Raw genomic sequence first — 26,235 nt, forward strand, 5'->3', positions numbered from 1 at the left:
GCCGCGATAGGCTCGCGGAGTGGCGTCCTTCTCTTTCGGCACCGGCAATGCGGCCAAGCTCCTCCGGATCCCGTTGTATGCCGTCGGACGCATCGGCACCCTCCTCCTTCCGCGCGGCCGGCGCTGGGTCTTCGGCTGCGGTGCCGGAGTGGGCGACGGCGCTCTCGCACTCCAGCGCTACGCGTCCGAGGCGGGCCACGACACCGTCTGGCTCACGGCGTCGGAGCGTGAGGATCGGGACGCGGCCGCCCTCGGTATCCGCACCGTGCGCAAGAGCGGACTGCGCGGATGGTGGACGACCGCTCGGGCGGGGGTGCTCGTGGTCACCCACGGACTCGGCGACGTGAACCGCTACGCGAACGGCGGCGCTTTCGTGGTCCAGCTCTGGCACGGGATCCCGCTGAAGCGGATCGGGCTGGATTCTCCGGCGACGACCCAGGTTCCGAATGTTCCCGCGGCGGCGCTGTTGCGTCGCGCGGTCGGTATCCTCTACCGCGCCGCAGCCCAGCGCATCCGCGTGCTCCCGGCCGCTTCGCACCGCGCACGGGGGCGCTTGGAGTCCGCGTTCGGCCTGGGTGATGACCGTGTGGTGGTCACAGGGGAACCTCGTGTCGACGTGCTCTCGGCAGGACCGGCGGAACACGTGAGGTCCGCGGCATCCGCTCTGCTTCGTAGCGTCGTGGGGGAGATTCCCGATACCGCGCGCACCATCCTCTACGCACCGACCTGGCGTGATGGGGCTCCCGACCCCGCCGTTCCCACCGCTGAGGAGTGGATCCGCATCGTCCGGGTCCTCGAAGAGCACGACGCCGTCCTGTTCGTGCGCTCTCATCCCCTGGGAGAGGGCGGATATGCGCCCCCGCTTCCGAGCCGCAGGGTGCACGCACTCGGCGCCGCGTCGCTTCCCGACGTGACGCCGGCGCTCGCCGCGTTCGACGTGCTCGTCACCGACTACTCCTCGCTCGCATACGACGTCGGTCTGCTGCGCATGCCCGTGCTGTTCCTGGCTCCGGATGCCGAGGAGTACGCGCGCATTCGCGGCTTCTACGGCCGGTACGACGACGTCGCAGGTCCCGACGCGGCCACCGACTGGGCGGAGCTCCTGGCACAGCTTGAAGCGCTCCTCGAAGACACAGCCGCCCACGACGCGGCGTCCGAGCGTTCCGCTACGCTCAGCGCGGAGATGCACGCATATCGGGACGGGCGCAACACCGAGCGCGTGTACCAGGTCATCCGCGCGCGGGGGATTCCCGCGCCGAAGGGAGCAGCATGACAACGGCCCGCATCGATGACGCGGCGGAGGCCCTGATCATCGAAGGGACCGGTCAGCGACCGGAAACGGCCGACCTTGTCGGACCACGAGCGCACGTCGAGGCTCGTGTCACCGGGGGCGGCAAGACCTGGAAGGCGACGTTCCCGTTGCAGGCCTCCCGTTGGGGCGGCCCTTCGCTTCCCCTGCCGACGGGGACGTACGAGCTGCGGATCGCCGACGTCGATCTCGATGATGTGCGACTCGCTCCTGCCGTGCTCACCGGGGTTCGGATTGCGTTGAATGCCGGTACCGTCCGCATCGCCGCGCCGGTGGATCCGGTGTACGAGACCGCTGAGGGGCGCTCGACCCTCGAGGAACGGTACGTCGCGCAGGCGGGCGGCACAGAGAACGCCGTGTTCTTCGAGAGCTTCTACGGACGAAGCGTCGGATGCAACCCGCGGGCCATCGATCGCGAGCTCGCGGCGCGCGCACCCGAGGTGCGACGCTACTGGAGCGTCGTCGACCTCTCGGTCGAGGTGCCGGAGGGGGCGATCGCCGTCGTCGAGGGCAGCCCCCAGTGGTGGCACGCCCGCGGAGCCGCACGGCTGCTGGTGGTCAACGACTGGCTGCGTCGACGGTTCGCCCGCAAGCCGGGGCAGAAGGTGCTCCAGACCTGGCACGGCACACCGCTCAAGCGGCTCGCCCTGCACCGTCCCGGCTTCGATCCGCGACGGATGGCCGCGGTCGTGAAGGAATCCCGGCGCTGGGACGTTCTGTTGGCCCAGAACACCTATTCCGAGCGCATCCTGCGCAAGGCGTACGCCTTCTTCGGGCGGCCGATCTGGGTGGAGGGATACCCCCGCAACGATGCGCTCACCAACGGCGACCCTGCCGAGGTCCGCGCGGCGTTGGGCATCGGGCCCGAGGAGCGCGTGCTCCTGTACGCACCGACCTGGCGCGATGACCGTGCCGAGATGGTCGACTTCGTCGATGCGGAGCTTCTGGCGCACCAGGCGAACGCCGTGGTCCTCGTGCGCGGTCACTCCCGCACTCTGGAACAGGGACGCGATCGCGCGGGTGCACGGGTCATCGATGTGACCGGGTACCCCGAGACGGCACGGCTGCTTCTGGCGGCAGACGCCCTGATCACCGACTACTCCTCGGTGATGTTCGACTTCAGCGTCACCGGAAAGCCGATGTACTTCCTGGTGCCCGACATCGATCACTATCGCGGACAGCTGCGCGGGTTCTACTTCGACCTCGCGGAGCGCGCACCCGGTCCGCTCGTGCGCACTCAGGAGGAGCTCGCGGCCGCTCTGGACGACGCGGGCCACGTGGACGCGTACGCGGATCGCTATGCGGCCTGGCGGAAGCAGTTCAACTCCCGCGACGATGGTCATGCCGCGCAGCGTGTGGTCGACCGTATCCTCGATCTGGGGTTCGTCACGCCCTGAGTCCGCGCGGCCGCGTCAGGGGAGAGGTGTGTTCCGGGTGCCGAGGCGCGAGGCGTCGACGGTGTCGCGGGCACCGCGCAGCACACCACCCAGGAAGCCCAGGCCCCAGGAGATGTGCATCGTCGGCAGCACCAGGAGCGTCCACGCCCGCTGGCGCACGCCCCCTCCGCCGGGCGCGAGCGCCACGCCGATCACGAGCAGCAGATACAGCGCGAGCGGCACGTAGACGAGGATCGATGCGATCAGAGACGCCACTCCGCTGAGCACGCCCGTCAGCTGCAGGACGCCGATGACGACGGCGAGGGCCACGACCACCACGAGCGCGGGCGGGGCGAAATAGCGGATCCCGTTGCGGCGACCGAACCGACGCACGAGCTCGCCGCGCCAGGCGCCCGTCGCGCGGAACTGCCGAGCCAGTCGCAGCCAGCTCTCCCGCGGCCAGTAGGTGACCGACAGATCGGGGTCGAACCACACCCTATGGCCGGCCTGTCGGATCCGTAGGTTGAGCTCCCAGTCCTCGCCACGTCGGATCGACTCGTCGAACAGCCCGACCTCATCGAGGACGTCGCGCCGCATCACGCCGAGGTACGCCGACTCCGCCTCGCCCTCCTGCGAACTCCCGTGATAGGCGCCTCCGCCGAGCCCGACAGGGGAGTTGTACAGACGAGCGACCGCCTTCTGGAAGGGCGTGCGCCCCTCGGCGTGCATCACGCCGCCGACGTTCGCCGATCCGGTGCGCTCCAGAGTCTGCAACGCCAGGGCGGCGTAACCGGGGGAGAGTTCGGAGTGCGCGTCGACGCGCACGATCGTGCTGTAGCGGCTTGCCCGGATCGCGGCGTTTAGTCCCACCGGGATGTGCGCCGCAGGGTTGTCCACCAGCCGGATGCGGTCGTCCGTCGCCGCGAGTCGTCGGGCGAGCTCGGTCGTGCCATCCGTCGACGGGCCCAGCGCGAGCACGAGCTCGGTGGGGGCATCGACATCCTGAGCGAGCACCGAGGCGATCGCGTGCTCGAGGTACGCGCGTTCGTTGAGCACCGGCATCACGAAGGACACCCCGGGCAGGGGAGCGGAGAATTCGTCGGCGCGCACATGATGATCATGGCACGGTGTCCACGCACGTTCCCTGATCGAGGGCGCGGCAGGGCGTCCGCAGTCCGCGGGACGGGCTGCGGCGGGAGGATCGGACGCGGACGAACTATTCTGGAGGGATGGTTGCACTGTCTGACGCGAAGAAGGCATACCGTCTGCTGAAGCGGGCGCTCGCGTCTCGCACCGCGGTGCAGCGCGTGCGACGCCGGCTCGCCGAGCGCGAGCCGTTTCCGACCGACCACTTCAAGGTCGCGGTCTACTTCGCCGACGGTGCCGTGAACATGTACCAGATGCGTCAGTGGTACCGCCCGCTCGCCGAGCTCGCGAAGCGCTGGCCCGTCGTCGTGCTCTCCCGGCAGGCCACCGGGACCGAGAAGCTCCTCGAAGAAGACGCCACTCCGGTGGTGTTCGTCCCGAAGGTGCGCGATCTGGAGCGGTTCATCGCCACCCAGGACATCCGCATCGTGCTGTACGTCAACCAGAACACCAGGAACTTCCAGATGTTCCGGTACGGGCGGCGCTGGCATGTGTTCATCAATCACGGCGAGTCCGACAAGATGTACATGACGACGAACCAGTACAAGGCCTACGACTACGCCTTCGTCGCCGGACAGGCCGCTCGCGATCGTCTCTCGCGCACGCTGTGGGATTACGACGTGAACCACCGCACGATCGAGATCGGGCGCCCGCAGGCCGATCACTACTCCGGAACGCTTCCGTACACGCCCGATGAGCGGACCGTCGTGCTCTATGCGCCGACCTGGGAAGGCGACCGTCCCAGCGCCCACTACGGTTCGATCGCTTCGCACGGCGAGGAGCTCGTGAGCCGGCTGCTGGCGACCGGTGCCCACCGTGTGATCTACCGCCCCCATCCCCGCAGTGGCGTGGTCGATGAGGCGTACGGCGCCGCGCATCGACGGATCGTGGCCGCGATCGAAGCGGCGAATGCCGCGGACGCGACCGCTCACCATGTCTACGACGCGGCTCCGGAGTTGGGCTGGCAGCTCACCGCGGCCGACGTCGCCATCGTCGACATCTCCGCCATGGTCTACGACCGGCTCGCCGCCGGAAAGCCGCTGATGATCACGCGTCCGACGGACGAGCAGGCATCGATCGACACGCAGGGCTACCTGTCGGATTGCGAATGGCTGACCGCGGAGGCTGCGGTCGACATCGTCGCCGAGGTCGATCGGGTCCGAGCCGATGAGGCTGCGATCGCCCGGCTGCGGATGTGGGTCCAGCACTACTTCGGCGACACCACGCAGGGGGTGGCGACCGCGAAGTTCCATGCCGCGGTCGAGCGCCTCATGCAGGAGTGGGAGCGTTGGCAGGCGCATGAGGTCGGAACCGTCCGCGAAGACGAGGACGACGACGACGAAGAAATAGACGACGAGGACGCCTGAGGATGGACTTCCCGCTCGCGAGGGCGATCGTGCCTCGCCTCGAGCTGGTGGCGGACACCGGTTCGACGAATGCCGACCTGCGGGCGAAAGCGGCTGACGCCGAGGGCTGGCCGCACCTGGCGACCCTGGTCACGCGCAACCAGACGGCCGGACGTGGTCGCCTCGATCGCACGTGGGTCGCGCCGGCGGATTCCGCTCTCGCGATCTCGGTGCTGCTGCGCACGATTCCGGCCGATCCGGCCGCGCGGGGATGGATCCCGCTCGCCGCTGGTGCGGCGATGACGGAGGCGATCGCTGAGCAGCTCGTCGGACATGACGTCGCCGTGAAGTGGCCGAATGATGTTCTCGTCGACGGGCGGAAGATCTGCGGCATCCTCGCGGAGGCGACGACGGCGGCGGTGATCGTCGGGGCGGGCGTCAACACGGCCATGACGATCGAGCAGCTCCCTGTGCCGACGGCGACGTCGTTCGCATCCCTCGGCGTCGTCGTGGACGAGGACCGGTTGCTGTCCGCCTACCTCGAGAAGCTCGACGGGCACCTGTCGGCGCTGACCGCCTCTGGAGACGCCGTCGTGAGCGGCCTGCACGGTGTCGTGTCCGCCCGCTGCGCGACGCTCGGGCTGAGGGTAAGCGTGTCTCTGCCGGCCGGCCGCTCCCTCGACGGGGTGGCCACGGCGATCGATGCGGAGGGCCGTCTTCTGGTCGAATCGGATGGTCGCGAGAACCCGATCTCCGCCGGCGACGTCGTGCACGTGCGACCGGCCGGAACCTGACACGCCGCCGCACAGACGGCTTTGTCGCAGATCACGGGCACAATGGTGGGGTGACCCAGCCTGTGACGCTCGGCGGGAGGCCCCTGATGCCGCCGCCCGGTACGCCTTCGGAGGAGCTGCTGATCGCGCGCTTCCGGAGCCACGCACGTCGCCTGTTCTGGTCGGCACTCGTGCTCATCGCGACTTTCGGGGCGACGGGGTACTTCTTCGGCAATCTGCCGGAGGGTATCGAGGACTGGATGCTCCTCACCGCCGCCGGGGGTCTGGTGCTGCTGGCCGTCGTGCTGCCGTTCGTCATCTGGTACTCGCGGAGCACCACCGTCACGACCAGGAGGGTCATCGCCCGCCAGGGGATCGGTTCCCGTCGGCGTCACGAGATGTCCCATGCCCGGGGCTACACCATCGCCGTCCGCCGCGGTCCGCTGCAGCGGATGTGGGGCTCGGGCACGATCACGCTGTCGAACGGCGTCGACACGCCGCTGCGGTTGGCGAACGTCCCGAACGTGACCCTCGTGCATGAGACCCTCGCCGACCAGATCGAGGTCGGGCAGATTCTCGCGCACCGCGACGCGCAGGCCGTCGGCGACTGAATCCGGCGGCGTTCAGGCGGCCGAGCGCGGTCATCCGTGCCGTCGATCCGCAATCTGTCGTGCATGCCCGCATCGGTGCGGGAGAATGGGGGCAGACGAATGGAGGCGGCACATGGCGCTGCGTGTTGGCGTGATCGGCGGAGGACAGCTGGCCCGGATGATGATCGCTCCGGCGGTCGAACTCGGGCTCGAACTGCGAGTGCTCGCCGAGGGTGAAGGGATGTCCGCCGGACTCGCGGCCACCGCGGTCGGCGACTACCGGGATCTGGAGACCGTGCGCGCCTTCGCGGCCGACGTCGATGTCGTGACCTTCGACCACGAGCACGTGCCGCAGGACGTTCTCCGTCAGCTCGTCGCAGACGGCGTCGTCGTGCACCCGGGGCCGGACGCCCTCCAGTACGCGCAGGACAAGCTCGTGATGCGCGCGCGTCTCGCGGAACTCGGAGTGCCCCAGCCCGACTGGGCGGCTGTGCGCACCACGACCGAGCTGCAGGCGTTCCTCGACGAGCACGCAGGAGCAGGAGTGGTGAAGACTCCGCGCGGAGGCTACGACGGCAAGGGCGTGCGCGTGGTCCGTGCAGCACGGGATGCGCAGGACTGGCTGGAAGCGCTCGCCGAGGGGGAGGCGCTTCTCGTCGAGGAGCTCGTCCCGTTCGTGCGCGAGCTCGCGCAGCAGGTCGCCCGTCGAGCGGGCGGTGAGATTGTCGCCTATCCCGTGGTGGAGACCGTTCAGCGTGACGGCGTGTGCGCCGAGGTCATCGCTCCGGCCCCCGCCGCCGCCGAGCGCCTGACCGAGGTCGCGGAGGCGATCGGCCGCACCATCGCCGAAGGGCTCGGCGTGACCGGGATGCTCGCGGTCGAGCTGTTCGAGACCGACGATGAGCGCATCCTCGTGAACGAGCTCGCCATGCGGCCGCACAACAGCGGGCACTGGAGCCAGGACGGCGCCGTCACCGGCCAGTTCGAACAGCACCTGCGTGCCGTCGCCGATCTTCCTCTCGGGAGCACCGCGCCGCGAGCCGCGTGGTCCGTGATGGTCAACATCCTCGGCGGACCCGTCGAGGGGACGCTCGACGAGCGTTTCGGCGCGGCGATGGCCGAGCACCCGCAGGCGAAGATCCACACCTACGGGAAGGCGCCGAGGCCGGGCCGCAAGGTCGGACACGTGAATGTCGCCGACGACGACCTCGACGACGCGGTCTACGTCGCCAGGGCCGTCGCCGCACACTTCGACTGATCCGCAGCCCGCATCGCCTCTTCGCCGACACATGCGGGGCAAGAGGCGTGCCGTTCGGGGAATCTCACAGCGGCAGACCGTACCCTGATCTGGTGACCGAGCCACTGCACTCTTCCGCCGAGCCTCTGGTCGGCGTCGTGATGGGATCCGACTCCGACTGGCGTGTGATGAGCGACGCGTCCCAGGCGCTCACGGACTTCGGCATCCCGCACGAGGTCGAGGTGGTATCCGCACACCGCACCCCGGACAAGCTCATGTCGTATGCGCGAGAAGCGCGCTCGCGCGGCATCCGCGTCATCATCGCCGGCGCCGGGGGAGCAGCCCACCTTCCGGGAATGCTCGCCTCGATGACTCCGCTCCCCGTGGTGGGTGTCCCTGTGCCTCTCGCGTATCTCGAGGGCATGGACTCCCTGCTGTCCATCGTGCAGATGCCCGCCGGCATCCCGGTCGCGACGGTCTCCATCGGCGGCGCTCGCAATGCGGGTCTGCTCGCCGCACGGATCCTCGGAACGGCCGACGCCGCTCTCGCTGACCGCGTCGAGGAGTACGCGCGCGATCTCGAGGCGCAGGTCGAGGAGAAGAACGAACGGCTGAAGGCCTCCCTGTGACTCTTGCGCCTCCGCGCGCAACACGGCGCCCGCTGATCGAGACCCGGCCGCTGCGGCACCCGGACTCCGCCGATTCGGGGATGATGACCAAACGCGGGTGGTGGCTGGTCGCCGTGAACCTTCTGGTGCCGGGTTCCGCCCAGGTCCTCGCCGGCAACCGCCGCCTCGGCCGTTTCGGGCTCGGCGCCACACTGGTCTCCTGGGTGCTCGCGATCGTCGCTCTCGGACTCGCGCTCTTCGCACGCCCTGTCCTGCTGTGGCTCACGATCGGCGGCGGTTTCTTCTCGGCCGCCGTGCTGACGATCGTTCAGGTGCTGCTGGTGGGATACGTCGTGCTCTGGGTGGTGCTCACGTTCGACACTCTGCGCCTGGTGCGCCTTGTGAAGGTGCCAGGAGTCTCCCGACTCGCCATCCCCGTCGTGGCGCTGGTGCTGCTGGGACTTGTCGGCGGCGGGGCGGGATACGCAGCCACCGCCGTCGGATCGGTGCGCAACACCATCGGCTCGATCTTCGGACAGAGCGGTCCCAGTGTGCAGCCCAGCGACGGCTACTACAACATCCTCCTCCTCGGAGCCGACAGCGGCGACGGCCGCGACTCCATGAGGTTCGACAGCATCTCGGTGGTCTCGGTGAACGCCGACACCGGTGCCGTGACGATCACCGGCATCCCCCGAGAGCTCCCCAACGCGCCGTTCAGCGACGGCAGCCCGATGCAGGAGCTGTATCCGGAGGGGTTCGAGGGCCACGGCTCCTCTACCTGCGGCTGGAACGGATGGATGAACCACGTGCGCAACGCCGCCGAGGTCTGCCGGGAAGACGCCGGCGCCGGTCTCTACCCCGACGCCGTGGCCAACGGGTCGGAACCGGGTATCGAGGCGACGAAGGATGCGGCCGAAGGCGTACTCGGGATCGAGATCCCGTACTACGTGTTCGTCGACATGCACGGCTTCGCTGAGCTCGTCGATGCACTGGGTGGTGTCGAGATCGACGTCACGGAGCGGCTGCCCAAGGGCGGTCCGCCCGAGGGGTGGACGGGCACCGACGTGAACGAGTGGGCTATCGGCTGGATCGAACCGGGAACGCAGCGCATGGACGGCGACACGGCGCAGTGGTACGCCCGTTCGCGCTACACGACCAGTGACTGGGACCGGATGAAGCGTCAGCGGGAGCTGCAGGCTGCCATCCTCGCCCAGTTCACGCCGCAGACCGTCCTCACCCGTTTCAACGAGGTGGCAGCGGCCGGGACGGCCCTGATCAGCACGGATCTCCCGTCGGAAAAACTGCCGGAGTTCTTCGACCTGATGCTCAAGGCGAAGGAGCAGCCGGTCACGTCGATCGAGCTCACCCCCGACGCCGGCGTGGACGAGCACCAGCCCGACTACGCCTTCATCCACGACTTGATCCAGCAGAAGCTGCATCCGCCGACGGAGACGCCGACGCCCGAGCCGTGATCACGGCCGCCTGAGGGTCGAGCTACCCGCTCGGCACCCCATGCGCGCCCCTCTGTGCCGACGCCATGAACGACAAAGCCCACGGCCGTCTCCCGAAGGAGAACGACCGTGGGCTTCCGGTGGATTCCACCGGATGCACCAGACGACGGTGATCGGAGGGGGAGGGATCACCGTCGTCCAGTCGACCACTGCACGAAGCGGCAGCCGGACCTAGGCGCGCTTGCGGCGCGATGCTCCCACCGCGACGAGGGCTCCACCGGCGACCAGAGCTGCTGCTCCGCCGCCGAGGACCCAGGGCGACACGCTTCCGCCGGTGAGGGCCAGCTCGATGCCGCCACCGGTGAGCGGCAGCTCCGAACCCGCGGTCGCAACCCCGGGATCGTGGTCGCAGCTGGTGGCCGCATCGTGGCCGTGCGAAACCGTGATCGTGGCGGTGTACGAACGCGAGCCGTTGAAGGCGACGGCGTAGGAGCCCTCACCGTCGGACGGCGGACGGAACGTGAGGGTCAGGCTTCCGTCGGCGCCGGCGATGTTGCCGGAGACGGCGGCCTTGCCGGCGTTGTAGCCGGACACCGACACGTTGACGTTCTCGGATGCCAGGAAATACCCCGGACCGAACACGATCGTCGAGACTTCGCAGATGTCGATGATCGGGTCGCCGACCTTGGCGCCGGGAGGCGTCGGATACGAGTCGGACGACGCGGCCGGTACAGTCGGCGCAGCGGTGGCCACAGTGGGCGCGACGAGTACGAGCGCGCCAGCGGCAAGGCTGATGACAGCCAGTTTCTTCAGCATGATTTCTCCCCAGAAATTTCACGCGGAATCGCTTTTGGACACACCCCTGCATCCAACTGCGTGGCGTCTTCCCGCCCCCACGGCAGGATGGCAGACGCCAGATATTCCCCAGTGAGTCGACAGTACCCTATCGAGCCGGGAATGTCACGAGGCGCATCGGAGCGGCTCCCGTGTCGTGTCGGGGGTGTGGATCAGCGGGGTGTGCCGCACCTCCGTGAGTCGCTCTCCCGCACCGGTGCCCTGGAACTCGACCGTGATCGTCGTCGATTCGCCCGGCGCGAGGGAGACCTCGTGCTGCACAGTCGAGCGGTCGCCGATCATCGCCGTCTGCACGCCCTCTTCTGCGCCGTCCCGGTCGATGTGCGACGGCGTCGCCCCCTCGGGGCCGTACACGGCGATCAGCGTGCGCACTGTGCCTGCAGGCACGCCGTAGAAGCCGCCCGCCGTGACGTAGGGCGGCAACGAGGTGGCGGCGTCGGCGGGGGCCGTGTTGGTCCATGTCACCCGCACCTGCGTGGTCGGGGTCCCCTGGCAGCTCCCGACCGATGTCGAGATGGATGCGCGGGTGTAGAAGTCCATCTTGCCGCCGGTGGTGTCGTTCATCAGCACCCCTACGTAGGTCGCGTCGACGCTGTCGTTGGGAATCGTGCCCCCCAGTGCAGAGCCGGCGAGCACGGCCTCTTCGTCGTCATGGGCGCTCCAGATCCGGATGCGGCCCTCCTCCGCCGACGTCGCCAGTGCTCCGATCAGTGCGCGCGGGTCTCCTCCGGACAGCGCGGCGCCGAAGAGCGCTCCTGCGGCCTGCGCGAAGATCTCGTCCTGCACGGCGGGATCGGGAACCGCGGCGTAGATCTCTGAGAGCAGGATGTCGGTGACGTTCTCGGGCGTCGCCGTGAACGGGCCGAACGTGAGGTCTCCGGTCGCCGCTATCAGATGCTTCGCGACGACGGCGTCCACGGCGATGACGCCGTCGACGGTCCCACCGAATCGACCCTCCCAGCGGGCGGCGATGGCAGCACCTGCCTCGCTGAAGTCGGGGATGCTCGTGATGTTCTGCAGATAGCGGCCGGGACGGTCCTCGAAGAGCGCGATCGTCGAGTCGCTGAGGGGCAGCGCGGTGTCGAGCGGGGGGAAGTCCCGCGTCGACGCCTGGCTCTGGAGGGTGATCCTGCCACCCTCGGCGTGCAACAGGGCGATGGATCCGATGATGCCGCCCGACGAGCGCAGCTCGGCGTTGTTCTGCATCGCGAGTACGTAGTTGCGCGGTCCCTCGCCGCCGAGCATGGTGGGCAGCAGAACGGCCGCGCCATGGAGCGAACCCACGACCGTCGCGGCCTCGGTGACGGATGAGCGCATGGTGCGGATGGCGTCGGCGAGCGGTGGGAGCGTGGCGTCGGCGTCGATGCGTCGTGCGTGCAGCTGCGCGGCGCTGAGCGCGGTGTCGGCCGTGCCGAGCGGGCCGGCGATCTCTGCGAACGGCGCCAGATCGATCGCCCCGCCGGCGAAGCCCAGGCTCGCCAGATCGAAGTCCGCCGCCACGTCGAGGAGGGGCGTGAGCGCGTCGGCCGACACGTCGTCGGCGATCTCGGCGATCTCGCTCACCGCGCTGAAGTTCGGTCCGATCCATGGCAGGGCACCGAACGCGTGCCACACGGGGTCGGACGTCAGGCTGCGAGCGGACTCCGCGTTGTGCGCGATGCTCTTCGCGAGCGGCTTGGCGCCCTCGAGGTCTCCCGCAGCGATCGAAGACTTCAGCTGAGAGGCGCCTTTCGCCACCTGCTGGAGGTCGTTCACCGCGCCGATCCCACGGATGCAGACCCAGCCGATGGCGATCAGGAGAAGGGAGAGCAGAACGCCGACGGTCCACCCGATCCATCGGCGCCGGACGGGAAGTCGACCATCGCTCACCCGAGCATTCAAGCACGAACCGCTGCAGTGGTGGTGGGGGAAAACTGTGCGAACGCTGACATTCGGGCGGCACGGTCGGCGCGTTCCGTGGGGGAGCGGCACGGCGAAGATAGCCTGTGGGCATGGGTGCTCGGCTGCGTGTTGTTCTGGATCAGCTCGTGAGCGTCGTGGATGCCGATCATGCGGACGCCGCGGTGGGACTCGCGGCAGGACTGGTCGCGACGGCGCCCTCCGGGTGCGCAGTGGATGCCATCGTTCCGGCGGGCGCGACCGTGCCTGTGGCGGGGATCGGAGACGTCCGCACCCTCGGCATGGGGCGCCGAGAAATCGCTGCCGCCTGGCAGCTCGGGATCGTCCCCGGTGTCGGCGGGGGACTGATCCATTCGCCGACGCTCATGGCCCCGCTCGTGCGCCACGATCGCGTGCACGACAACGACCAGACCACGGTCACGGTGTGGGATCTGCGCGCATGGGAAGCGCCGGAGACGCTCTCCAAAGGCAGCGTCGCCTGGCAGCGCGGTATGCTCCGACGCGCCGTCAGGCATGCCGACGCGGTCGTGGTGCCCTCTCACGCCGTCGCGGAGCGTCTGTCCGAGCTCGCGAAGATCGGCGACCGTCTCCGTGTGATCGCCGGTGCACCGCCTCAGGGATTCCGCGCTCCCGGTGACGCGTCCGAGCGTCGCCGCGCTCTCTCGCTGCCCGACGAGTACGTGGTTCTGACCGGGTCCGTCTCGAGTCTGTCCGACGGCTTCCGGGGTGCGGTGGCCGCCGGCCTCGACGCGGTGGTCATCGACGCGCCGGAAGGGGCGGAGCCTCGTCACGCCGACGCCGCTGCGGCGGCAGGACTGCCGGAGAGGCGCACGCATGTGCGGGGGGCACTGAGCGTCGAGGATCGTGCAGCGGTACTAGACGGCGCATCCGCCTATGTCGCGACGGATGCGGTGGCAGGCTGGCCGTGGCGCGCGGTGGAGGCCATGGTGCTCGGCGTTCCCGTCGTGGCGGTCTCCAGTGGGTCACATCGGGACGTCATCGCCGACGGGGGCATGCTGGTCCCCGCCGAGTCGATCGCCGACGCGGTCGCCGAGGCGACCGGTGGAGCGGCAGACAGACTCCGCGTGCTCGCCTCCGACCGGTCACGAGCCTTCTCCTGGGCGAGCTCTGCGGAACGCCTCTGGGGCCTGCACGCAGACCTGTGATTCGCTGAGAGCAACCTGCGCATACGCGCGACACGCCGAAAAGTTGTGGCGCAAAGCGTGTAACAGTGGCATCATCACGCAACTTCCGTCACACTGGTCACATGTCTCGACGTGCCCCACGCTCGCGAAACAACATGAGGCTCCCCCGGCTCCTCACCTGTTTCCTCGCTGTCTCCGCCCTTGTCATCGGAACGGTGGTCCCCGCCACTGCCGCCAACGCGTCCGTCTCCGCGAGCGGCTCGAGCACGTCTCGAATGATGTCCGACCCCGCCTCGAGCGGGATCGCCAAGACCTCGCTGGCAGGATTCAACGCCGGCAACATCATCAGCGACGCCGTGTTCACGAACAAGAGCACGATGACCGAGGCGCAGATCCAGGCGTTCTTCAACAGCAAGGTGGCTCGGTGTCAGGGGGGCCGAGACGAGAACGGCGAGCCGATCGTGTGCATCAAGGACTTCACGATGAACACGGTGACCCGTCCGGCAGACGCGTACTGCAGTGGGTATTCGGGGGCTGCGAACGAGTCCGCGGCGCGCATCATCTATCGAGTCTCACAGGCCTGCAACATCAACCCCCAGGTGCTGATCGTGATGCTCCAGAAGGAGCAGAGCCTCGTCACCCACACGTGGCCGAGCGCCTGGCGCTACCGGATCGCCCTCGGGCAGGGGTGCCCTGACAATGCGCCCTGCGACCCGAACTACATCGGCTTCTTCCACCAGATCTACGGGGCGGCTCGCCAGATGCAGATCTACATGGAGGGCAAGTGGTTCCAGTGGTATGCGCCGGGCAAGACTTGGAACATCCTCTACAACCCGGACCCGAAGCTGGGATGCGGCTCTTCCCCCGTCTACATCGCGAACAAGGCGACCTCGGCGCTCTACTACTACACGCCGTACCAGCCTAACGCTGCGGCACTTCGCGCCGGCCACGGCGACGGTGACCGCTGCTCCGCGTACGGCAACCGCAACTTCTACAACTACTTCACCGACTGGTTCGGCTCGACGCAGTCGTCTGCGAACAACCCGTTCGGGAACATCGAGCTGATCGAGGCGCTCCCCGGAGAATTCCGGGTCTCTGGTTGGGCCGCAGACCGCGACACTCGGGATCCCATCGGCGTGCACGTCTATGTCGGCGGCGTCGGAACAGCGATCACGGCAGACCGGCCCAGGGCTGATGTCGGCAACGCGTACCCGGACCTCGGACCCAACCACGGGTTCGATGCCCGCGTCGCGGCGACAGGAGCAGGGCCGGTGGACATCTGCGTGTACGGCATCAACGTCGGCTCGGGCGGCAATGTGCTCTTCCTCTGCAAGACGATACAGGCGAAGAGCGGCCCTCCGCAGGGGCTCCTCGATTCGGTCACTGTCGTCGATGGTGGCGTGCAGGTCGAAGGCTGGGCTGTCGATCCCGACACCGTCGACCCCGTCTCCGTGCATATCTATGTGGGGGCGGTCGGCACCGCCATCGTCGCCGATAAGAAGCGCCCGGATCTCGTCCCTCACTTCCCGGGTTACGGCGAGAACCACGGCTTCTCCGCGAAGATCAATGCGTCACCGGGCCGCCAGGACGTGTGCGCGTATGCGATAAACGTGGGGGCGGGCGGGACAGTGCTGCTCCGGTGCGAGACCGTCGTCGTCCCGGGCGCCGTCGATCTCGGTCGACCTCCCATCGGAGGGTTCGAGGGAGTGTCCGTCGACGGGACTGTCGCGACCGCCTCCGGCTGGGCGCTCGACCCCGACACCACGGCTCCGATCGGAGTCCACCTCTACGTCGGCGCGGTCGGCAAGGCCTATACGGCCGACAAGGATCGTTCCGATGTGGGCGCGGCGTATCCCGGATACGGCAACAAGCACGGATTCGTCGAGAAACTCACCGTGCCGGTGGGAAAGACCGACATCTGCGCATACGCGATCAACAACGGGGCGGGCGGCCACACCTTCCTCGGATGCCGAACGGTGACGGTCGCAGCCCCTGCGGGCCCCGACCTCGGACGAGCGCCGTTGGGGGTGTTCGAGGGTGTGGCCGTCGAGTCGGGCGGAGCCACGGTCAGCGGGTGGACCATCGACCCCGACGTCATCGACCCGATCTCCGTCCACATCTACGTGGATTCCACCAGCGCCGCCTACACGGCGAACAAGCCGCGTAGCGACGTCGGAGCTGCGTATCCCGCCTATGGTCCGAACCACGCGTTCGTCGAGAAGATCGCCATGTCGCCGGGAACGCATCAGGTATGCGTCTATGCCATCAACAACGGTGCGGGTGGTCACAACTTCCTCGGATGCAAGTCGGTCACGATCCCGGCACCCCCGACGGCGGATCCGGGACGCGCACCCTTCGGCGGGTTCGAGGGAGTCTCCGCATACACGGGGGGCGCCGAGGTCTCGGGCTGGGCGATCGACCCCGATACCGCCGATCCCATCTCCATCCACATCTACGTCGACAACTCCAGCGCGGCGTACAAGGCGGACAAGGTGCGCAACGACGTGGGCGCGGCATATCCGGCTTCGGGACCGAAACACGGTTTCGCGGAGAGAATAGCGATGTCGCCGGGAACACACCAGGTGTGCGTCTACGCGATCAACAACGGAGCGGGCGGGCACACGTTCCTGGGGTGCCGTTCGGTGAACGTGCCGGCCCCCGCCGGTCCCGACCCCGGCCGCGCGCCGTTCGGCAATCTCGAGGGCGTCACGGGCGAGGTCGGCGCGGCGACGGTCAGCGGGTGGGCAATCGATCCTGACACCTCGGAGCCCATCTCGGTCCACATATACGTCGGAGCGATCGGGACGGCCTACATGGCGGACAAGACTCGTAACGACGTGGGCGCCGCATATCCGGCGTCAGGTTCCAAGCACGGGTTCGGGGAGCGCATTCCGATGGCAGCGGGCAAGCAAACCGTCTGTGCCTACGCCATCAACAACGGAGCAGGCGGACACGCGTTCCTCGGGTGCAGAGACGTGGTGGTCGGCTGAGCGCGATGGAGCCCGGAGCTGCGGACCTGTCGAATGTCCGCGCAGCTCCGGGGCAGAATTCGTCGCGCTTCATCGCCTTGGACGGGTTGCGCGGTGTCGCGGCAGTGATGGTCGTCGTTTACCATTTCCTGCTCGCGACGAGCCTGAGCGACGAGTACCTCCGCGTGCTCAGCGGGGAGACGAGCTCCTCTCCGGTCGTCGGCCTCATTGCGAACACGCCGTTGCGATACCTCGTCATGGGGCCGGAAGCAGTCATCGTCTTCTTCGTGCTGAGTGGATTCGTCCTCGTGCTGCCCATGCTGCGCGGTAGCGGGTTGGACCTCTGGAACTACTTCCCACGGCGTCTGCTGCGGCTCTGACTACCGTCTGCGGCCGCTGTGGTCCTGGCCATCATTGTGATCATCGCGACGCGACAGGATCCTGCGCAGGTGGCCAGCTCCTGGAGTCAGGCCTTCAGCTTTCCCACGTTGACTGCAGCGGATGTCGTCGATTCCTTCTTCCTCATCACCGGTTCGCCGAAGCTGAACAATCCTCTGTGGACCCTCCGCTGGGAGCTGCTGTTCTCCCTGATGCTCCCGATCGCAGTCCTCCTCGTCCGAGGCGTGAAGAGGAGGCAGTGGCTGTGGATCCTCGTAGGCGGCGCTGCGAGCGGGATCGGGGCCGTGGTCGGCGTCCAGGCGCTCGCCTATGGGCCCGTCTTCCTCGCGGGAGGCCTGCTAGCCTCGACCGTCGTGGCGCGCGGCCGCGACGCGTCCCGGCGCACATCGTGGGCCTGGTTCGTCGGGGGCATTCTCCTCATCGGGGTCCCCGACATCGTCCGGCTCGCGCTACCGGCGGATGTTCAAGGATTCTTGCGCCCGTTCTCCCAGGGGTTCGTCGTCACCGGAGCCGTCCTCCTCGTCTACGCTCTGGTCGGCGACTCGGGGCTCTCCCGTTTCTTCTCTCTGGGAGTGTTCCGATTCCTCGGTCGGATATCCTTCAGCCTCTACCTCATCCACGTGCCGTTGCTCCTCGGCGCGATTCACCTCGTTCCTGCCCACCCGATGCGCGCTATGGTCGTGGCGCTGCCCGTGATCTTTGTCGTGGCGTGGGTGTTCACGCGAGTCGTCGAAGAGCCTGCCGCGGCATTCTCTCGTCGAGTCGGGGAGCGTGCATCCCTGTCGGCACGCCAGTTGGCGCTGCCTGAGGCGTCGCGCAGGGACGGTTAGTCGCGCGGGTTCTGGGGTCCTCGGGAGGACGACTCGCTGAGACGCTGGAGAAGATCCGGGACTATGCGAGGTATGCCGCGAGCGAGTCCATCATGGGGGAGGGCGTGAATCCTGTCGCACCGATCTTGTCGATGTCGAGAACGCTGTTCTTCGGACGCGGGGCCACGGGGGCGGTGGCAGCGGAGAAGTAGGCCTCGGTGCTGACCCCCGTCACCCTGGCCGCATCGTGACCCGTCGCGGTGAAGGCGGACTTGGCGATCTCCGCCCAGGTCATCGGCTCTCCCGCGCCCGTGAGGTTGTAGACGCCATACTCGGGTCGTGTCTTCAGCAGATGCTCCACGCCGGCGGCGATGTCCGAGGTGAACGTCAGGCGGCCGACCTGGTCGTCGACCACCTTCGGATCGATGCCGCGCTCCGCGAGAGACGCCATCGTCCGCACGAAGTTGTTCCCCTCGCCGATCACCCAGGACGTCCGGATAATGTAGTGACGGGGTACCGTGCTCACAGCAACGTCGCCGGCTGCCTTCGTCTGGCCATAGACACCCAGCGGGCAGAGGGGGTCGTCCTCCGAGTACGCACCGTTCTTCGTTCCGTCGAAGACGTAGTCGCTCGATACGTGCACGAGCGTGATGCCGTTCGCCGCCGCTACCTTCGCGAGGGCTGCAATGCCCGTCACGTTGGCGGCCCAGGCATCTGCTCGGCCTTCCGGCGTCTCCGCTGCGTCGACCGCCGTATATGCGGCGGCGTTGATGATCGTCTCGTAGTCACGCCAGCGATGGGAAAGGGGGAAGGAGGGCTGGGTGAGATCCAACTCGTCGCGGCCGGCATACTCGTACTCGGCCGAATCGCCCAGGAGGTCACGCAGAGCGCGACCTAACTGGCCGTTCGCTCCCACCACGAGGGTCTTCTTGGGGGGGATGGGCGTCACATCGGCGAGACGAGGATGGGCAAGGTCCTTCGGCGAGATCTCGACCTCTGCGAGGGGAATCGGCCACTTCACCGCGGCGGTCTCATCAGCGAGGTTGAGGAATGAGTACTCCGCGTCAGCTGACCAGTGGTCGTTGACGAGGTACACGTACGCGGTATCGGCCTCGAGCGTCTGATACGAGTTGCCGACGCCGCGGGGCACGAATATCGCGCGAGAGGGGTCGAGCTCGGCCGTGAAGACGGTGCCGAAGGAGCGGCCCTCACGCAGATCCACCCAGGCGCCGAAGATGCGGCCGGTCGCCACGGAGACCCACTTGTCCCAGGGCTCCGCGTGGATTCCGCGCGTTGTCCCGATCGCGTCGTTGAAGGAGATGTTGTTCTGCACGGGGCCGAAGTCCGGCAGGCCGGCCGCGATCATCTTCTCGCGTTGCCAGTTCTCCTTGAACCAGCCGCGGGAGTCGCCGTGGACCGGGAGATCTGCGATGAGCAGGCCCGGGATCGCCGTCTCAGTGACCGTGAGCGCCTTGCCGAACTCCGTCATCACTGCCCCTTGGACGCGTAGAAGGACTCGGTGGTGTCCTTCGACGGAGCCCACCAGGCCTCATTGTCGCGATACCAGGCGATGGTCGAGGCGAGCCCAGACTCGAAGTTGCCGAAGGCCGGGGTCCAGCCCAGCTCGGTGCGCAGCTTCGTGGAATCGATCGCGTACCGCAGATCGTGACCGGCGCGATCCGTGACGTGATCGTAGGCGTCCGCCGGCTGACCCATCTCGGTGAGGATGAGCTCGACGACGGACTTGTTGTCCTTCTCGCCGTCGGCACCGATCAGGTAGGTCTCGCCGATCTCACCCTTGTCGAGGATGGTGAGCACGGCAGAGGAGTGGTCGTCGGCGTGGATCCAGTCACGCACGTTCTGGCCTGCGCCATACAGCTTCGGCCGGATGCCGCGGATGACGTTCGTGATCTGGCGCGGGATGAACTTCTCCACGTGCTGATACGGACCGTAGTTGTTCGAGCAGTTCGAGATGGTCGCCCGCACGCCGAACGAACGCACCCAGGCGCGCACTAGCAGATCGCTGCCGGCCTTGGTGGAGGAATAAGGAGACGAGGGGTTGTAGGGCGTCTGCTCGGTGAACCGCTCGGGGTCGTCGAGCTCGAGGTCTCCGTAGACCTCGTCGGTCGAGATGTGGTGGAAGCGACGATCGTGACGGCGGGCTGCCTCGAGCAGCGTGTAGGTGCCGATGATGTTGGTGTCGAGGAAGGGCCGCGGGTCGTGCAGGGAGTTGTCGTTGTGGGATTCGGCGGCATAGTGGACCACCGAATCGACATCGGCGAAGAGGCCGTCCACCAGCTCGGCATCGGCGATGTCGCCTTCCACGAAGCGCAGACGGTCGTCGGGGAGGCCGTCGAGCGATGCCCTGTTCCCCGCATACGTGAGCTTGTCGAGCACCGTGACATGGGCATCGGTGTTGTCGATGACGTGGTGCACGAAGTTGGAACCGATGAAGCCGGCGCCGCCGGTGACGAGCAATTTCTGCATGAGCTTTAGCGTACCGGGTGGGGTGCGCAGGATTCGGGGCGTTTGTTCAGGTGAGCGCGATCAGGGAGACTGTAGATCATGCGTGGCATCATTCTCGCCGGCGGCACAGGCTCCCGGCTGCACCCGATCACCCTCGGCGTCTCGAAGCAGTTGGTCCCGGTGTACGACAAGCCGATGATCTACTACCCGCTGTCGACCCTGATCCTGGCGGGCATCCGGGACATCCTGATGATCACGACGCCCCATGATGCGGAGTCGTTCCAGCGGCTGCTGGGTGACGGGTCGAAGTTCGGGGTCTCGATCACCTACAAGACACAGCCGTCCCCGGATGGCCTCGCACAGGCCTTCATCCTGGGCGAGGAGCACATCGGCGACGAGTCCGTGGCCCTCGTGCTCGGAGACAACATCTTCTACGGCCAGGGGATGGGAACTCAGCTGCGCCAGTACACGGAGCTCGACGGCGGGGTCGTGTTCGGCTATCGGGTCGATGACGCGACGGCATACGGCGTCGTCGAGTTCGACCGCGAGGGCAAGGTCGTCTCTCTCGAAGAGAAGCCTGCGCAGCCCAAGAGCAACTACGCCGTGCCCGGTCTCTACTTCTATGACAACGACGTCATCGAGATCGCCAAGGCGCTCAAGCCCTCACCGCGCGGTGAGCTGGAGATCACCGACATCAACCGCGAGTATCTCGATCGCGGGAAGCTGAAGGTGCAGCTCCTCACCCGCGGCACCGCATGGCTCGACACGGGCACGTTCGACTCCCTCGCGGAGGCGACCGATTTCATCCGCACCGTGGAGAAGCGCCAGGGCCTCTCGATCGGCTGCCCCGAGGAGGTCGCTTGGCGAATGGGATTCCTCACCGATGACGAGCTGCGCGAGCGTGCGGAGCCGCTCCGCAAGAGCGGTTACGGCGAGTATCTGCTCAAGGCGCTCGCACAGGGACGCTGACTAGGCTCGACCGAGTTCGATGACACGTCGATCTTGGCGTGGCCATGAGTTGTGCCCTCTTCGCGAGGGGCTGGAGGGATTAGATGACGACGGCGGGACAGAAGCCTGCGACTTTTCCGGACGGAGGGCGTCGCCTCGTCATTTACGTTGTCTACGACCGCCGAGGCACGGTCGAGGAGTTCGTCCGCTACGCGCTGAAGGGCATGCGCGATGACGCCGGGCACATCCTTGCCGTCGTGAACGGTCCTCTGGACGATGCCGGTCGCGCACTGCTCGAGACCGTCACGGATGACATCCTCGTCCGTCCGAATGTGGGTTTCGACATCTGGGCGCACAAAGAGGGGCTCGCGCACATCGGCGACCGCATCGCCGAGTTCGATGAGGTGCTGCTGACGAACGACACCTGGTTCGGGCCTGTGCGTCCGTACTCGCCTGTGTTCGAGAAGATGAATGCCCGCGAGGTGCACTTCTGGGGGATGACCGACCACGAGTGGGAGCCGCTCAACAAGTTCACCAACGAGGGCGAGCTGCCCTACCACCTCCAGTCGTTCTGGATCGCGGTGCGCAAAGAGATGTTCCTTTCGCCGGAGTGGATGGCGTACTGGCGCGATCTCCCCGAGATGCCGTCCTACTTCGATGCCGTGCTCAAGCACGAGATCGAGTTCACCAAGCACTTCCAGCAGCGCGGCTACAAGGCCTCGGTCGCATTCGCGTCGGCCGACTATCCGACCGAGCACCCTTCGCTCTTCAACGCCGATCTGCTGCTCGCCGACGGAAGTCCTCTTGTCAAGCGGCGCCCCTTCTTCCACTACCCGCCCTTCCTAGACAGGCACGCGGTGATCGGACGCCGCACGGCGGCCGTCATCGCCGGTTACGGATACCCGATCGAGTTGATGTGGAGCAACCTCGCGAAGAATGTGCAGCCCAAGACGCTGAACACCGATGCCGGGATGCTCGAAGTCCTCGACGAGATCGAGCACGCCCCCGCACCCGATCGACGAATCGCCGTCCTCGCTCACTGCACCGATCCGCGTACCGTGGACCACATCCTCAACCGGCTCGAGCAGATCCCCGTCGACTTCGATCTCGTCGTCACGACAGGTGACGACGAGAAGGCCGCGCTCATCCGCACTGCGATCGATGACCGGCAGTTCGCGAAGGCCACGAGCGTCGACATTCGTACGGTTCCCGCCAAATACGGGCGGGACATGAGTGCGTTCTTCATCGGCTGCCGCGACATCCTCGAGTCCGATCGGTACGACCTCGTCGTCAAGGTCCACTCCCGCGCTCCACGCAAGCGTGGTGCGAACATCGCTCGCTACTTCCGTCGGTACCAGCTCGAGAACCTCATCTCCAGCCCCGGACAGTTCTCTAATCTCCTGGGCCTCTTCGAGAGAGAGCCGGGACTGGGAGCGGTGTTCCCGCCGATGATGCACATCGGCTACTCGTTGGCGGGTCGCGGATGGTCTCATTATCGTGAGCCCGCTCTCGAGATCTGCGAGCGTCTGGGCATCAAGGTGCCCTTCGATGGGGCATCGCCGCTGGCGCCCATGGGCGGTATGTGGATCGGTCGACCGCAGGCGCTGCGGCTCCTGCTCGAGGACGAACTGAGCTACGAGGACTACGCCGTCTCTAAGCGCGACGGCGCCGACCTCGCGCGCGTGCAGGAGCGCCTCATGCCGCTGGCGATGGGCGAGCTCGGTTATCACAGCCGCACCGTGCTCAACCAGGAGCACGCGGGGATCGCCTATGCGAACCTCGCGTACAAGCTCGACCAGCTCTCGATCACCCCGCCCGGGTACCCCTTGGAGCAGATCCAATGGCTGCATCGTGCGGGGTGGGCCGGCGCCGGTGGAATCGTCGCGATGACTCGCATGTACATGCGTCTGAACCATCCGGCGACCTCTGCGCGTCTCGCACCGATCATGCGCCCCTTCGTCGCGGTCGCCCGCATCGGGATGCACACGCTCCGCAAGGTGCTGCGACGAGGGCACCCGATCGAGGGAGAGATGCTGTGATGATGAACGATCAGCCGTCGGGGCTGGCCCCCGACAGCAAGCGCGCGGTCATCTACGTCGTGTTCGACCGGCGGGGTGCCGTCGAGGACTACGTCGTGTACGCCCTGGAGCAGATGCGCGACGACGCCGATCACATCCTCGCCGTGGTTAACGGAGCCCTGAGCGGGGAGGGTCGGGAGCGTCTTGAGGCCGTGACGGACGACATCCTGGTGCGTCCGAACGAGGGCTTCGACATCTGGGGTCACAAGGCCGGCATCGATCACCTGGGCGATCAGATCGGCGACTACGACGAGCTCGTGCTCACCAACGACACCTGGTTCGGGCCCGTGCGCCCGTACGCGCCGGTGTTCGATCGCATGGCGTCGCAGAAGCTGGACTTCTGGGGCATGACGGACAACGTGCGGATGAAGAACCCTGCAACCGGCGAGGGCCTGGTGCCGGACCATCTGCAGTCCTTCTGGATCGCGGTGCGCAAGCGGATGTTCCTGTCCCAGTCATGGCGCGACTACTGGCGTGATCTGCCAGCCATGGATGACTACTACGCCGCGGTGCTCAACCACGAGGTGACTTTCACGCAGCGCTTCTCCGAGGCCGGTTTCGTATCCGAAGCTGCATTCCCTGCGGAGAAGTACCCGACCGGCCATCCCGCGCTGTTCAATGCCGACCTTCTGATCGCCGAGGGCTGTCCGCTCGTCAAGCGTCGTCCTTTCTTCCACTGGCCGCCGTACCTGGACCGTCATGGAGTGATCGGCCGATGGATAGCCGAGGACATGGCGGCGTACGGATACCCCGTCGAGCACATGTACTCGAACCTGGCGCGGAACGTCCCTCCGAAAGATCTGAACGTCGATCTCGGATTGAACAACGTGCTCGGTGATCGCGATCACGGGTTTGACCCGTCTCGTCCGCCCCGCATCGTCGCGATCCTGCACATCTTCTACGTCGACATGACGGATGAGATGCTCGACCGCGTCGACATGCTCCCCACGACTTACGACCTCGTCATCACCACGCAGGACGAGGGGCGCGCTGTCGAGATCCGAGCGATCATCGACGCCCGGCCGCGCGAGGGCCGATCCGTGGACGTCCGTGTCGTCGCGTCCAACGACGGACGCGATCAGAGCGCGTTCCTCGTCGCGTGCAAGGACGTTCTGCTCGATGGCGCCTACGACCTCGTCGTCAAGCTCCACTCGAAGAAGACGCCCCAGGACGGTTTCAACGTCGGCCGTGCGTTCAAGGAGCAGCAGTTTGCGAACCTGCTCGCGAGCCCGGGCTACGCGGCCAACGTTCTCGCTCTCTTCCAACAGGAACCGGGTCTCGGAATCGTCTACCCGCCCATGGTGCACATCGGCTACCCGACGATGGGGCGCGCCTGGTGGGCGAACAAGCCGGGATTCGAGAAGCTCGCGACGCAGATGGGGATCATGGTGCCGCTCGACGACATCTCTCCGCTCGCGCCGTACGGGTCGATGTTCATCGCTCGCCCCGAGGCGCTGCGGTTGTTGATCGAGCAGCCCTGGGCATACTCGGACTTCGGCGGCGCGGAGGCGTATCAGGACGGTGGCCTCGCCCACGTGCTCGAGCGCGTCCCCAGCTATGCAGCCGCCGAACTCGGCTACCACACCCGCACCATCACGAACGCGGACTACTTCGCGGCGAGCTACACGACGCTCGACTTCAACTTCGACGAGATGTCGTCGACCGTCCCCGGACGGACGTACGAGCAGATCGCCTTCCTGCGAGGCATCGGACATGTGGGGGAGGGGAAGCTGCGCGATTTCGCCCGGATGTACATGCGGCGAAACCACCCCGGTGCCGGCGCACGAATCCGCGCCGTCCGTGAGCGCATCGTCGGCGGTATCCGTCGTCGGCTGCCCGGGCGTCGCTGAGGCGCGCCGCACCGAGGCACAGGATCTGCTGAGGATAGGCTCAGGGACGACCCGAATACCCGTAAAGGAAACCCCCGTGGACAGATTCACTCGGCTCGCCGCCGAGCCGTTCACCACGATCGACGCGCGCGGACTCCGCGACGGCGGTCGTGGCGGCAAGGTCGGCGAACTGTATCGACGGCGCGAGCTGCTCATGCTGCTGATCCGCCGCGACCTCCAAGCGCGTTATCGCGACAGCTTCCTCGGGTTCCTGTGGACGGTGATCCGCCCACTCGTGCAGTTTCTCGTGTATTTCATCGTGCTCGGACAGATCCTCGGGGCCTCACGGGGCATCGACAACTTCGCGATCTACCTGTTCGCCGGGTTCACGCTCTACACGTTCTTCGCCGACGTGATCTTCGGTTCGACGGGGTCGATCATCTCGAACGCCGGACTCGTCAAGAAAATCTATCTCCCTCGTGAGATCTTCCCGCTCGGGAGCATCGGAGCGGCCAGCTTCATGTTCCTCGTCCAGCTCGGTGTGCTCCTGGTCGCCGCGCTCCTGCTCAACGGTCTCCCAGAGCCCGTGCACATGCTGTGGTTCTTCCCCTCTCTCGGCATGGTGCTGCTGTGGGGAATCGCGGCCGGGCTCCTGCTGGCTGCGCTCAACGTCTACCTGCGCGACATCCAGTACCTCACCGAGGTCGTCATGATGCTCGCGATGTGGGCGTCTCCGATCGTCTACTCGTGGACCATGGTCAAGACGGTCGTCGCGCAGTACGACCTTCCGACCTGGCTCCTCGAGGTGTACCTGGCAAACCCTCTCACGGTGGGTGTCTTCGGATTCCACCGCGCGTTCTGGGGTTCCGGAACCATCGCCGACTACCCCCCGAACCTCGGACTGAGGATGGCGATCATGAGCGTCATCGGACTCGTGTTCCTCTGGATCTCGCATCGCGTCTTCACACGCATGCAGGGCAACTTCGCGCAGGAGCTGTAGAC

19 protein-coding genes and 1 pseudogene are annotated in these 26,235 nt (G+C 67.0%); 15 read left to right on the forward strand and 5 right to left on the reverse strand.

Features of this window, described 5'->3' with window-relative positions:
- Positions 1 to 19: 19 nt before the first annotated feature.
- Entirely contained in the window at positions 20 to 1,273 is a 1,254-nt protein-coding gene (locus tag KY497_RS09300) for a CDP-glycerol glycerophosphotransferase family protein (protein ID WP_219868912.1), read from the forward strand.
- Positions 1,270 to 2,706 carry a CDP-glycerol glycerophosphotransferase family protein gene (locus tag KY497_RS09305; protein ID WP_219868913.1) on the forward strand — a complete coding sequence of 479 codons (1,437 nt, stop codon included), beginning with the start codon at positions 1,270 to 1,272 and terminating at the stop codon, positions 2,704 to 2,706. Before KY497_RS09300 ends, KY497_RS09305 begins: the two co-directional genes overlap by 4 nt.
- 15 nt (positions 2,707 to 2,721) lie before the next feature.
- On the opposite strand, the gene KY497_RS09310 is transcribed toward KY497_RS09305, so the two are convergent.
- The gene (locus tag KY497_RS09310; protein ID WP_258185968.1) at positions 2,722 to 3,747 is read right to left on the reverse strand and encodes a glycosyltransferase family 2 protein; all 1,026 of its coding nucleotides are present in this window, start codon (positions 3,745 to 3,747) and stop codon (positions 2,722 to 2,724) included.
- Between the two features lie 167 nt (positions 3,748 to 3,914).
- Here KY497_RS09310 and KY497_RS09315 point away from each other — a divergent pair, with 167 nt between their 5' ends.
- From KY497_RS09315 to KY497_RS09340, 6 genes are all read left to right on the forward strand, one after another.
- Entirely contained in the window at positions 3,915 to 5,198 is a 1,284-nt protein-coding gene (locus KY497_RS09315; protein WP_219868914.1) for a CDP-glycerol glycerophosphotransferase family protein, read from the forward strand.
- A gap of 2 nt (positions 5,199 to 5,200) precedes the next feature.
- Complete coding sequence (locus KY497_RS09320; protein WP_219868915.1) at positions 5,201 to 5,971, forward strand: biotin--[acetyl-CoA-carboxylase] ligase; 771 nt, start codon at positions 5,201 to 5,203, stop codon at positions 5,969 to 5,971.
- An 86-nt stretch (positions 5,972 to 6,057) separates the two neighbouring features.
- Positions 6,058 to 6,561 carry a PH domain-containing protein gene (locus KY497_RS09325; protein WP_141386718.1) on the forward strand — a complete coding sequence of 168 codons (504 nt, stop codon included), beginning with the start codon at positions 6,058 to 6,060 and terminating at the stop codon, positions 6,559 to 6,561.
- A 112-nt stretch (positions 6,562 to 6,673) separates the two neighbouring features.
- A complete protein-coding gene (locus KY497_RS09330; RefSeq protein ID WP_055873227.1) occupies positions 6,674 to 7,798 on the forward strand; it encodes a 5-(carboxyamino)imidazole ribonucleotide synthase in 1,125 nt (374 codons plus the stop codon).
- 140 nt (positions 7,799 to 7,938) lie between these two features.
- On the forward strand, positions 7,939 to 8,406 hold the full coding sequence (gene purE / locus KY497_RS09335) for a 5-(carboxyamino)imidazole ribonucleotide mutase (protein ID WP_219870329.1): 468 nt from the start codon (positions 7,939 to 7,941) through the stop codon (positions 8,404 to 8,406).
- 80 nt (positions 8,407 to 8,486) lie between these two features.
- Positions 8,487 to 9,857, forward strand: a complete 1,371-nt coding sequence (locus KY497_RS09340; RefSeq protein WP_229778921.1) for an LCP family protein — start codon at positions 8,487 to 8,489, stop codon at positions 9,855 to 9,857.
- A 210-nt stretch (positions 9,858 to 10,067) separates the two neighbouring features.
- Here the strand turns inward: KY497_RS09340 and KY497_RS09345 are convergent, their stop codons facing one another.
- The gene (locus KY497_RS09345) at positions 10,068 to 10,652 is read right to left on the reverse strand and encodes a hypothetical protein (protein WP_055864321.1); all 585 of its coding nucleotides are present in this window, start codon (positions 10,650 to 10,652) and stop codon (positions 10,068 to 10,070) included.
- A gap of 144 nt (positions 10,653 to 10,796) precedes the next feature.
- A complete protein-coding gene (locus KY497_RS09350; RefSeq protein WP_219868916.1) occupies positions 10,797 to 12,560 on the reverse strand; it encodes a DUF4012 domain-containing protein in 1,764 nt (587 codons plus the stop codon).
- Positions 12,561 to 12,682: 122 nt separating this feature from the next.
- On the opposite strand from KY497_RS09350, the gene KY497_RS09355 reads away from it, so the two are divergent.
- The 3 genes and pseudogenes from KY497_RS09355 (at position 12,683) to KY497_RS09370 (ending at position 17,933) form a co-directional block, all read left to right on the forward strand.
- Positions 12,683 to 13,756, forward strand: a complete 1,074-nt coding sequence (locus KY497_RS09355; protein WP_219868917.1) for a glycosyltransferase — start codon at positions 12,683 to 12,685, stop codon at positions 13,754 to 13,756.
- Positions 13,757 to 14,013: 257 nt separating this feature from the next.
- Positions 14,014 to 16,725: a hypothetical protein gene (locus KY497_RS09360; RefSeq protein ID WP_229778923.1), complete on the forward strand. Its 2,712-nt coding sequence runs from the start codon at positions 14,014 to 14,016 to the stop codon at positions 16,723 to 16,725.
- A 107-nt stretch (positions 16,726 to 16,832) separates the two neighbouring features.
- Positions 16,833 to 17,933: pseudogene (locus tag KY497_RS09370) on the forward strand (acyltransferase family protein).
- A 61-nt stretch (positions 17,934 to 17,994) separates the two neighbouring features.
- Here KY497_RS09370 and KY497_RS09375 read toward each other — a convergent pair.
- Together KY497_RS09375 and rfbB are read right to left on the reverse strand one after the other, a co-directional pair.
- Entirely contained in the window at positions 17,995 to 19,401 is a 1,407-nt protein-coding gene (locus KY497_RS09375) for a bifunctional dTDP-4-dehydrorhamnose 3,5-epimerase family protein/NAD(P)-dependent oxidoreductase (RefSeq protein WP_141386626.1), read from the reverse strand.
- Entirely contained in the window at positions 19,401 to 20,399 is a 999-nt protein-coding gene (gene rfbB, locus KY497_RS09380; RefSeq protein ID WP_141386625.1) for a dTDP-glucose 4,6-dehydratase, read from the reverse strand. Before rfbB ends, KY497_RS09375 begins: the two co-directional genes overlap by 1 nt.
- Positions 20,400 to 20,477: 78 nt before the next feature.
- Between rfbB and rfbA the strand changes: the two genes are divergently transcribed.
- The 4 genes from rfbA (at position 20,478) to KY497_RS09400 (ending at position 26,233) form a co-directional block, all read left to right on the forward strand.
- Entirely contained in the window at positions 20,478 to 21,347 is an 870-nt protein-coding gene (gene rfbA / locus KY497_RS09385; protein WP_141386624.1) for a glucose-1-phosphate thymidylyltransferase RfbA, read from the forward strand.
- 83 nt (positions 21,348 to 21,430) lie between these two features.
- On the forward strand, positions 21,431 to 23,365 hold the full coding sequence (locus KY497_RS09390; protein ID WP_219868919.1) for a rhamnan synthesis F family protein: 1,935 nt from the start codon (positions 21,431 to 21,433) through the stop codon (positions 23,363 to 23,365).
- On the forward strand, positions 23,365 to 25,254 hold the full coding sequence (locus tag KY497_RS09395; RefSeq protein ID WP_219868920.1) for a rhamnan synthesis F family protein: 1,890 nt from the start codon (positions 23,365 to 23,367) through the stop codon (positions 25,252 to 25,254). Before KY497_RS09390 ends, KY497_RS09395 begins: the two co-directional genes overlap by 1 nt.
- 76 nt (positions 25,255 to 25,330) lie before the next feature.
- The gene (locus KY497_RS09400; protein ID WP_219870373.1) at positions 25,331 to 26,233 is read left to right on the forward strand and encodes an ABC transporter permease; all 903 of its coding nucleotides are present in this window, start codon (positions 25,331 to 25,333) and stop codon (positions 26,231 to 26,233) included.
- Positions 26,234 to 26,235: the final 2 nt, after the last annotated feature.

This window comes from Microbacterium sp. PAMC22086 (assembly GCF_019443525.1).
In the GTDB taxonomy this organism is placed as follows: Bacteria; Actinomycetota; Actinomycetes; order Actinomycetales; family Microbacteriaceae; genus Microbacterium; species Microbacterium maritypicum.

Bases quoted from the DNA above. Each gene is read 5' to 3' on its own strand.
- KY497_RS09305 (WP_219868913.1), top strand. From the start codon at position 1,270: ATGACAACGGCCCGCATCGATGACGCGGCGGAGGCCCTGATCATCGAA.
- KY497_RS09310 (WP_258185968.1), bottom strand. From the start codon at position 3,747: ATGCCGGTGCTCAACGAACGCGCGTACCTCGAGCACGCGATCGCCTCG.
- KY497_RS09315 (WP_219868914.1), top strand. From the start codon at position 3,915: ATGGTTGCACTGTCTGACGCGAAGAAGGCATACCGTCTGCTGAAGCGG.
- KY497_RS09320 (WP_219868915.1), top strand. From the start codon at position 5,201: ATGGACTTCCCGCTCGCGAGGGCGATCGTGCCTCGCCTCGAGCTGGTG.
- KY497_RS09325 (WP_141386718.1), top strand. From the start codon at position 6,058: ATGCCGCCGCCCGGTACGCCTTCGGAGGAGCTGCTGATCGCGCGCTTC.
- KY497_RS09330 (WP_055873227.1), top strand. From the start codon at position 6,674: ATGGCGCTGCGTGTTGGCGTGATCGGCGGAGGACAGCTGGCCCGGATG.
- purE (WP_219870329.1), top strand. From the start codon at position 7,939: ATGGGATCCGACTCCGACTGGCGTGTGATGAGCGACGCGTCCCAGGCG.
- KY497_RS09340 (WP_229778921.1), top strand. From the start codon at position 8,487: ATGATGACCAAACGCGGGTGGTGGCTGGTCGCCGTGAACCTTCTGGTG.
- KY497_RS09345 (WP_055864321.1), bottom strand. From the start codon at position 10,652: ATGCTGAAGAAACTGGCTGTCATCAGCCTTGCCGCTGGCGCGCTCGTA.
- KY497_RS09355 (WP_219868917.1), top strand. From the start codon at position 12,683: ATGGGTGCTCGGCTGCGTGTTGTTCTGGATCAGCTCGTGAGCGTCGTG.
- KY497_RS09360 (WP_229778923.1), top strand. From the start codon at position 14,014: ATGTCCGACCCCGCCTCGAGCGGGATCGCCAAGACCTCGCTGGCAGGA.
- KY497_RS09375 (WP_141386626.1), bottom strand. From the start codon at position 19,401: ATGACGGAGTTCGGCAAGGCGCTCACGGTCACTGAGACGGCGATCCCG.
- rfbB (WP_141386625.1), bottom strand. From the start codon at position 20,399: ATGCAGAAATTGCTCGTCACCGGCGGCGCCGGCTTCATCGGTTCCAAC.
- rfbA (WP_141386624.1), top strand. From the start codon at position 20,478: ATGCGTGGCATCATTCTCGCCGGCGGCACAGGCTCCCGGCTGCACCCG.
- KY497_RS09390 (WP_219868919.1), top strand. From the start codon at position 21,431: ATGACGACGGCGGGACAGAAGCCTGCGACTTTTCCGGACGGAGGGCGT.
- KY497_RS09395 (WP_219868920.1), top strand. From the start codon at position 23,365: ATGATGAACGATCAGCCGTCGGGGCTGGCCCCCGACAGCAAGCGCGCG.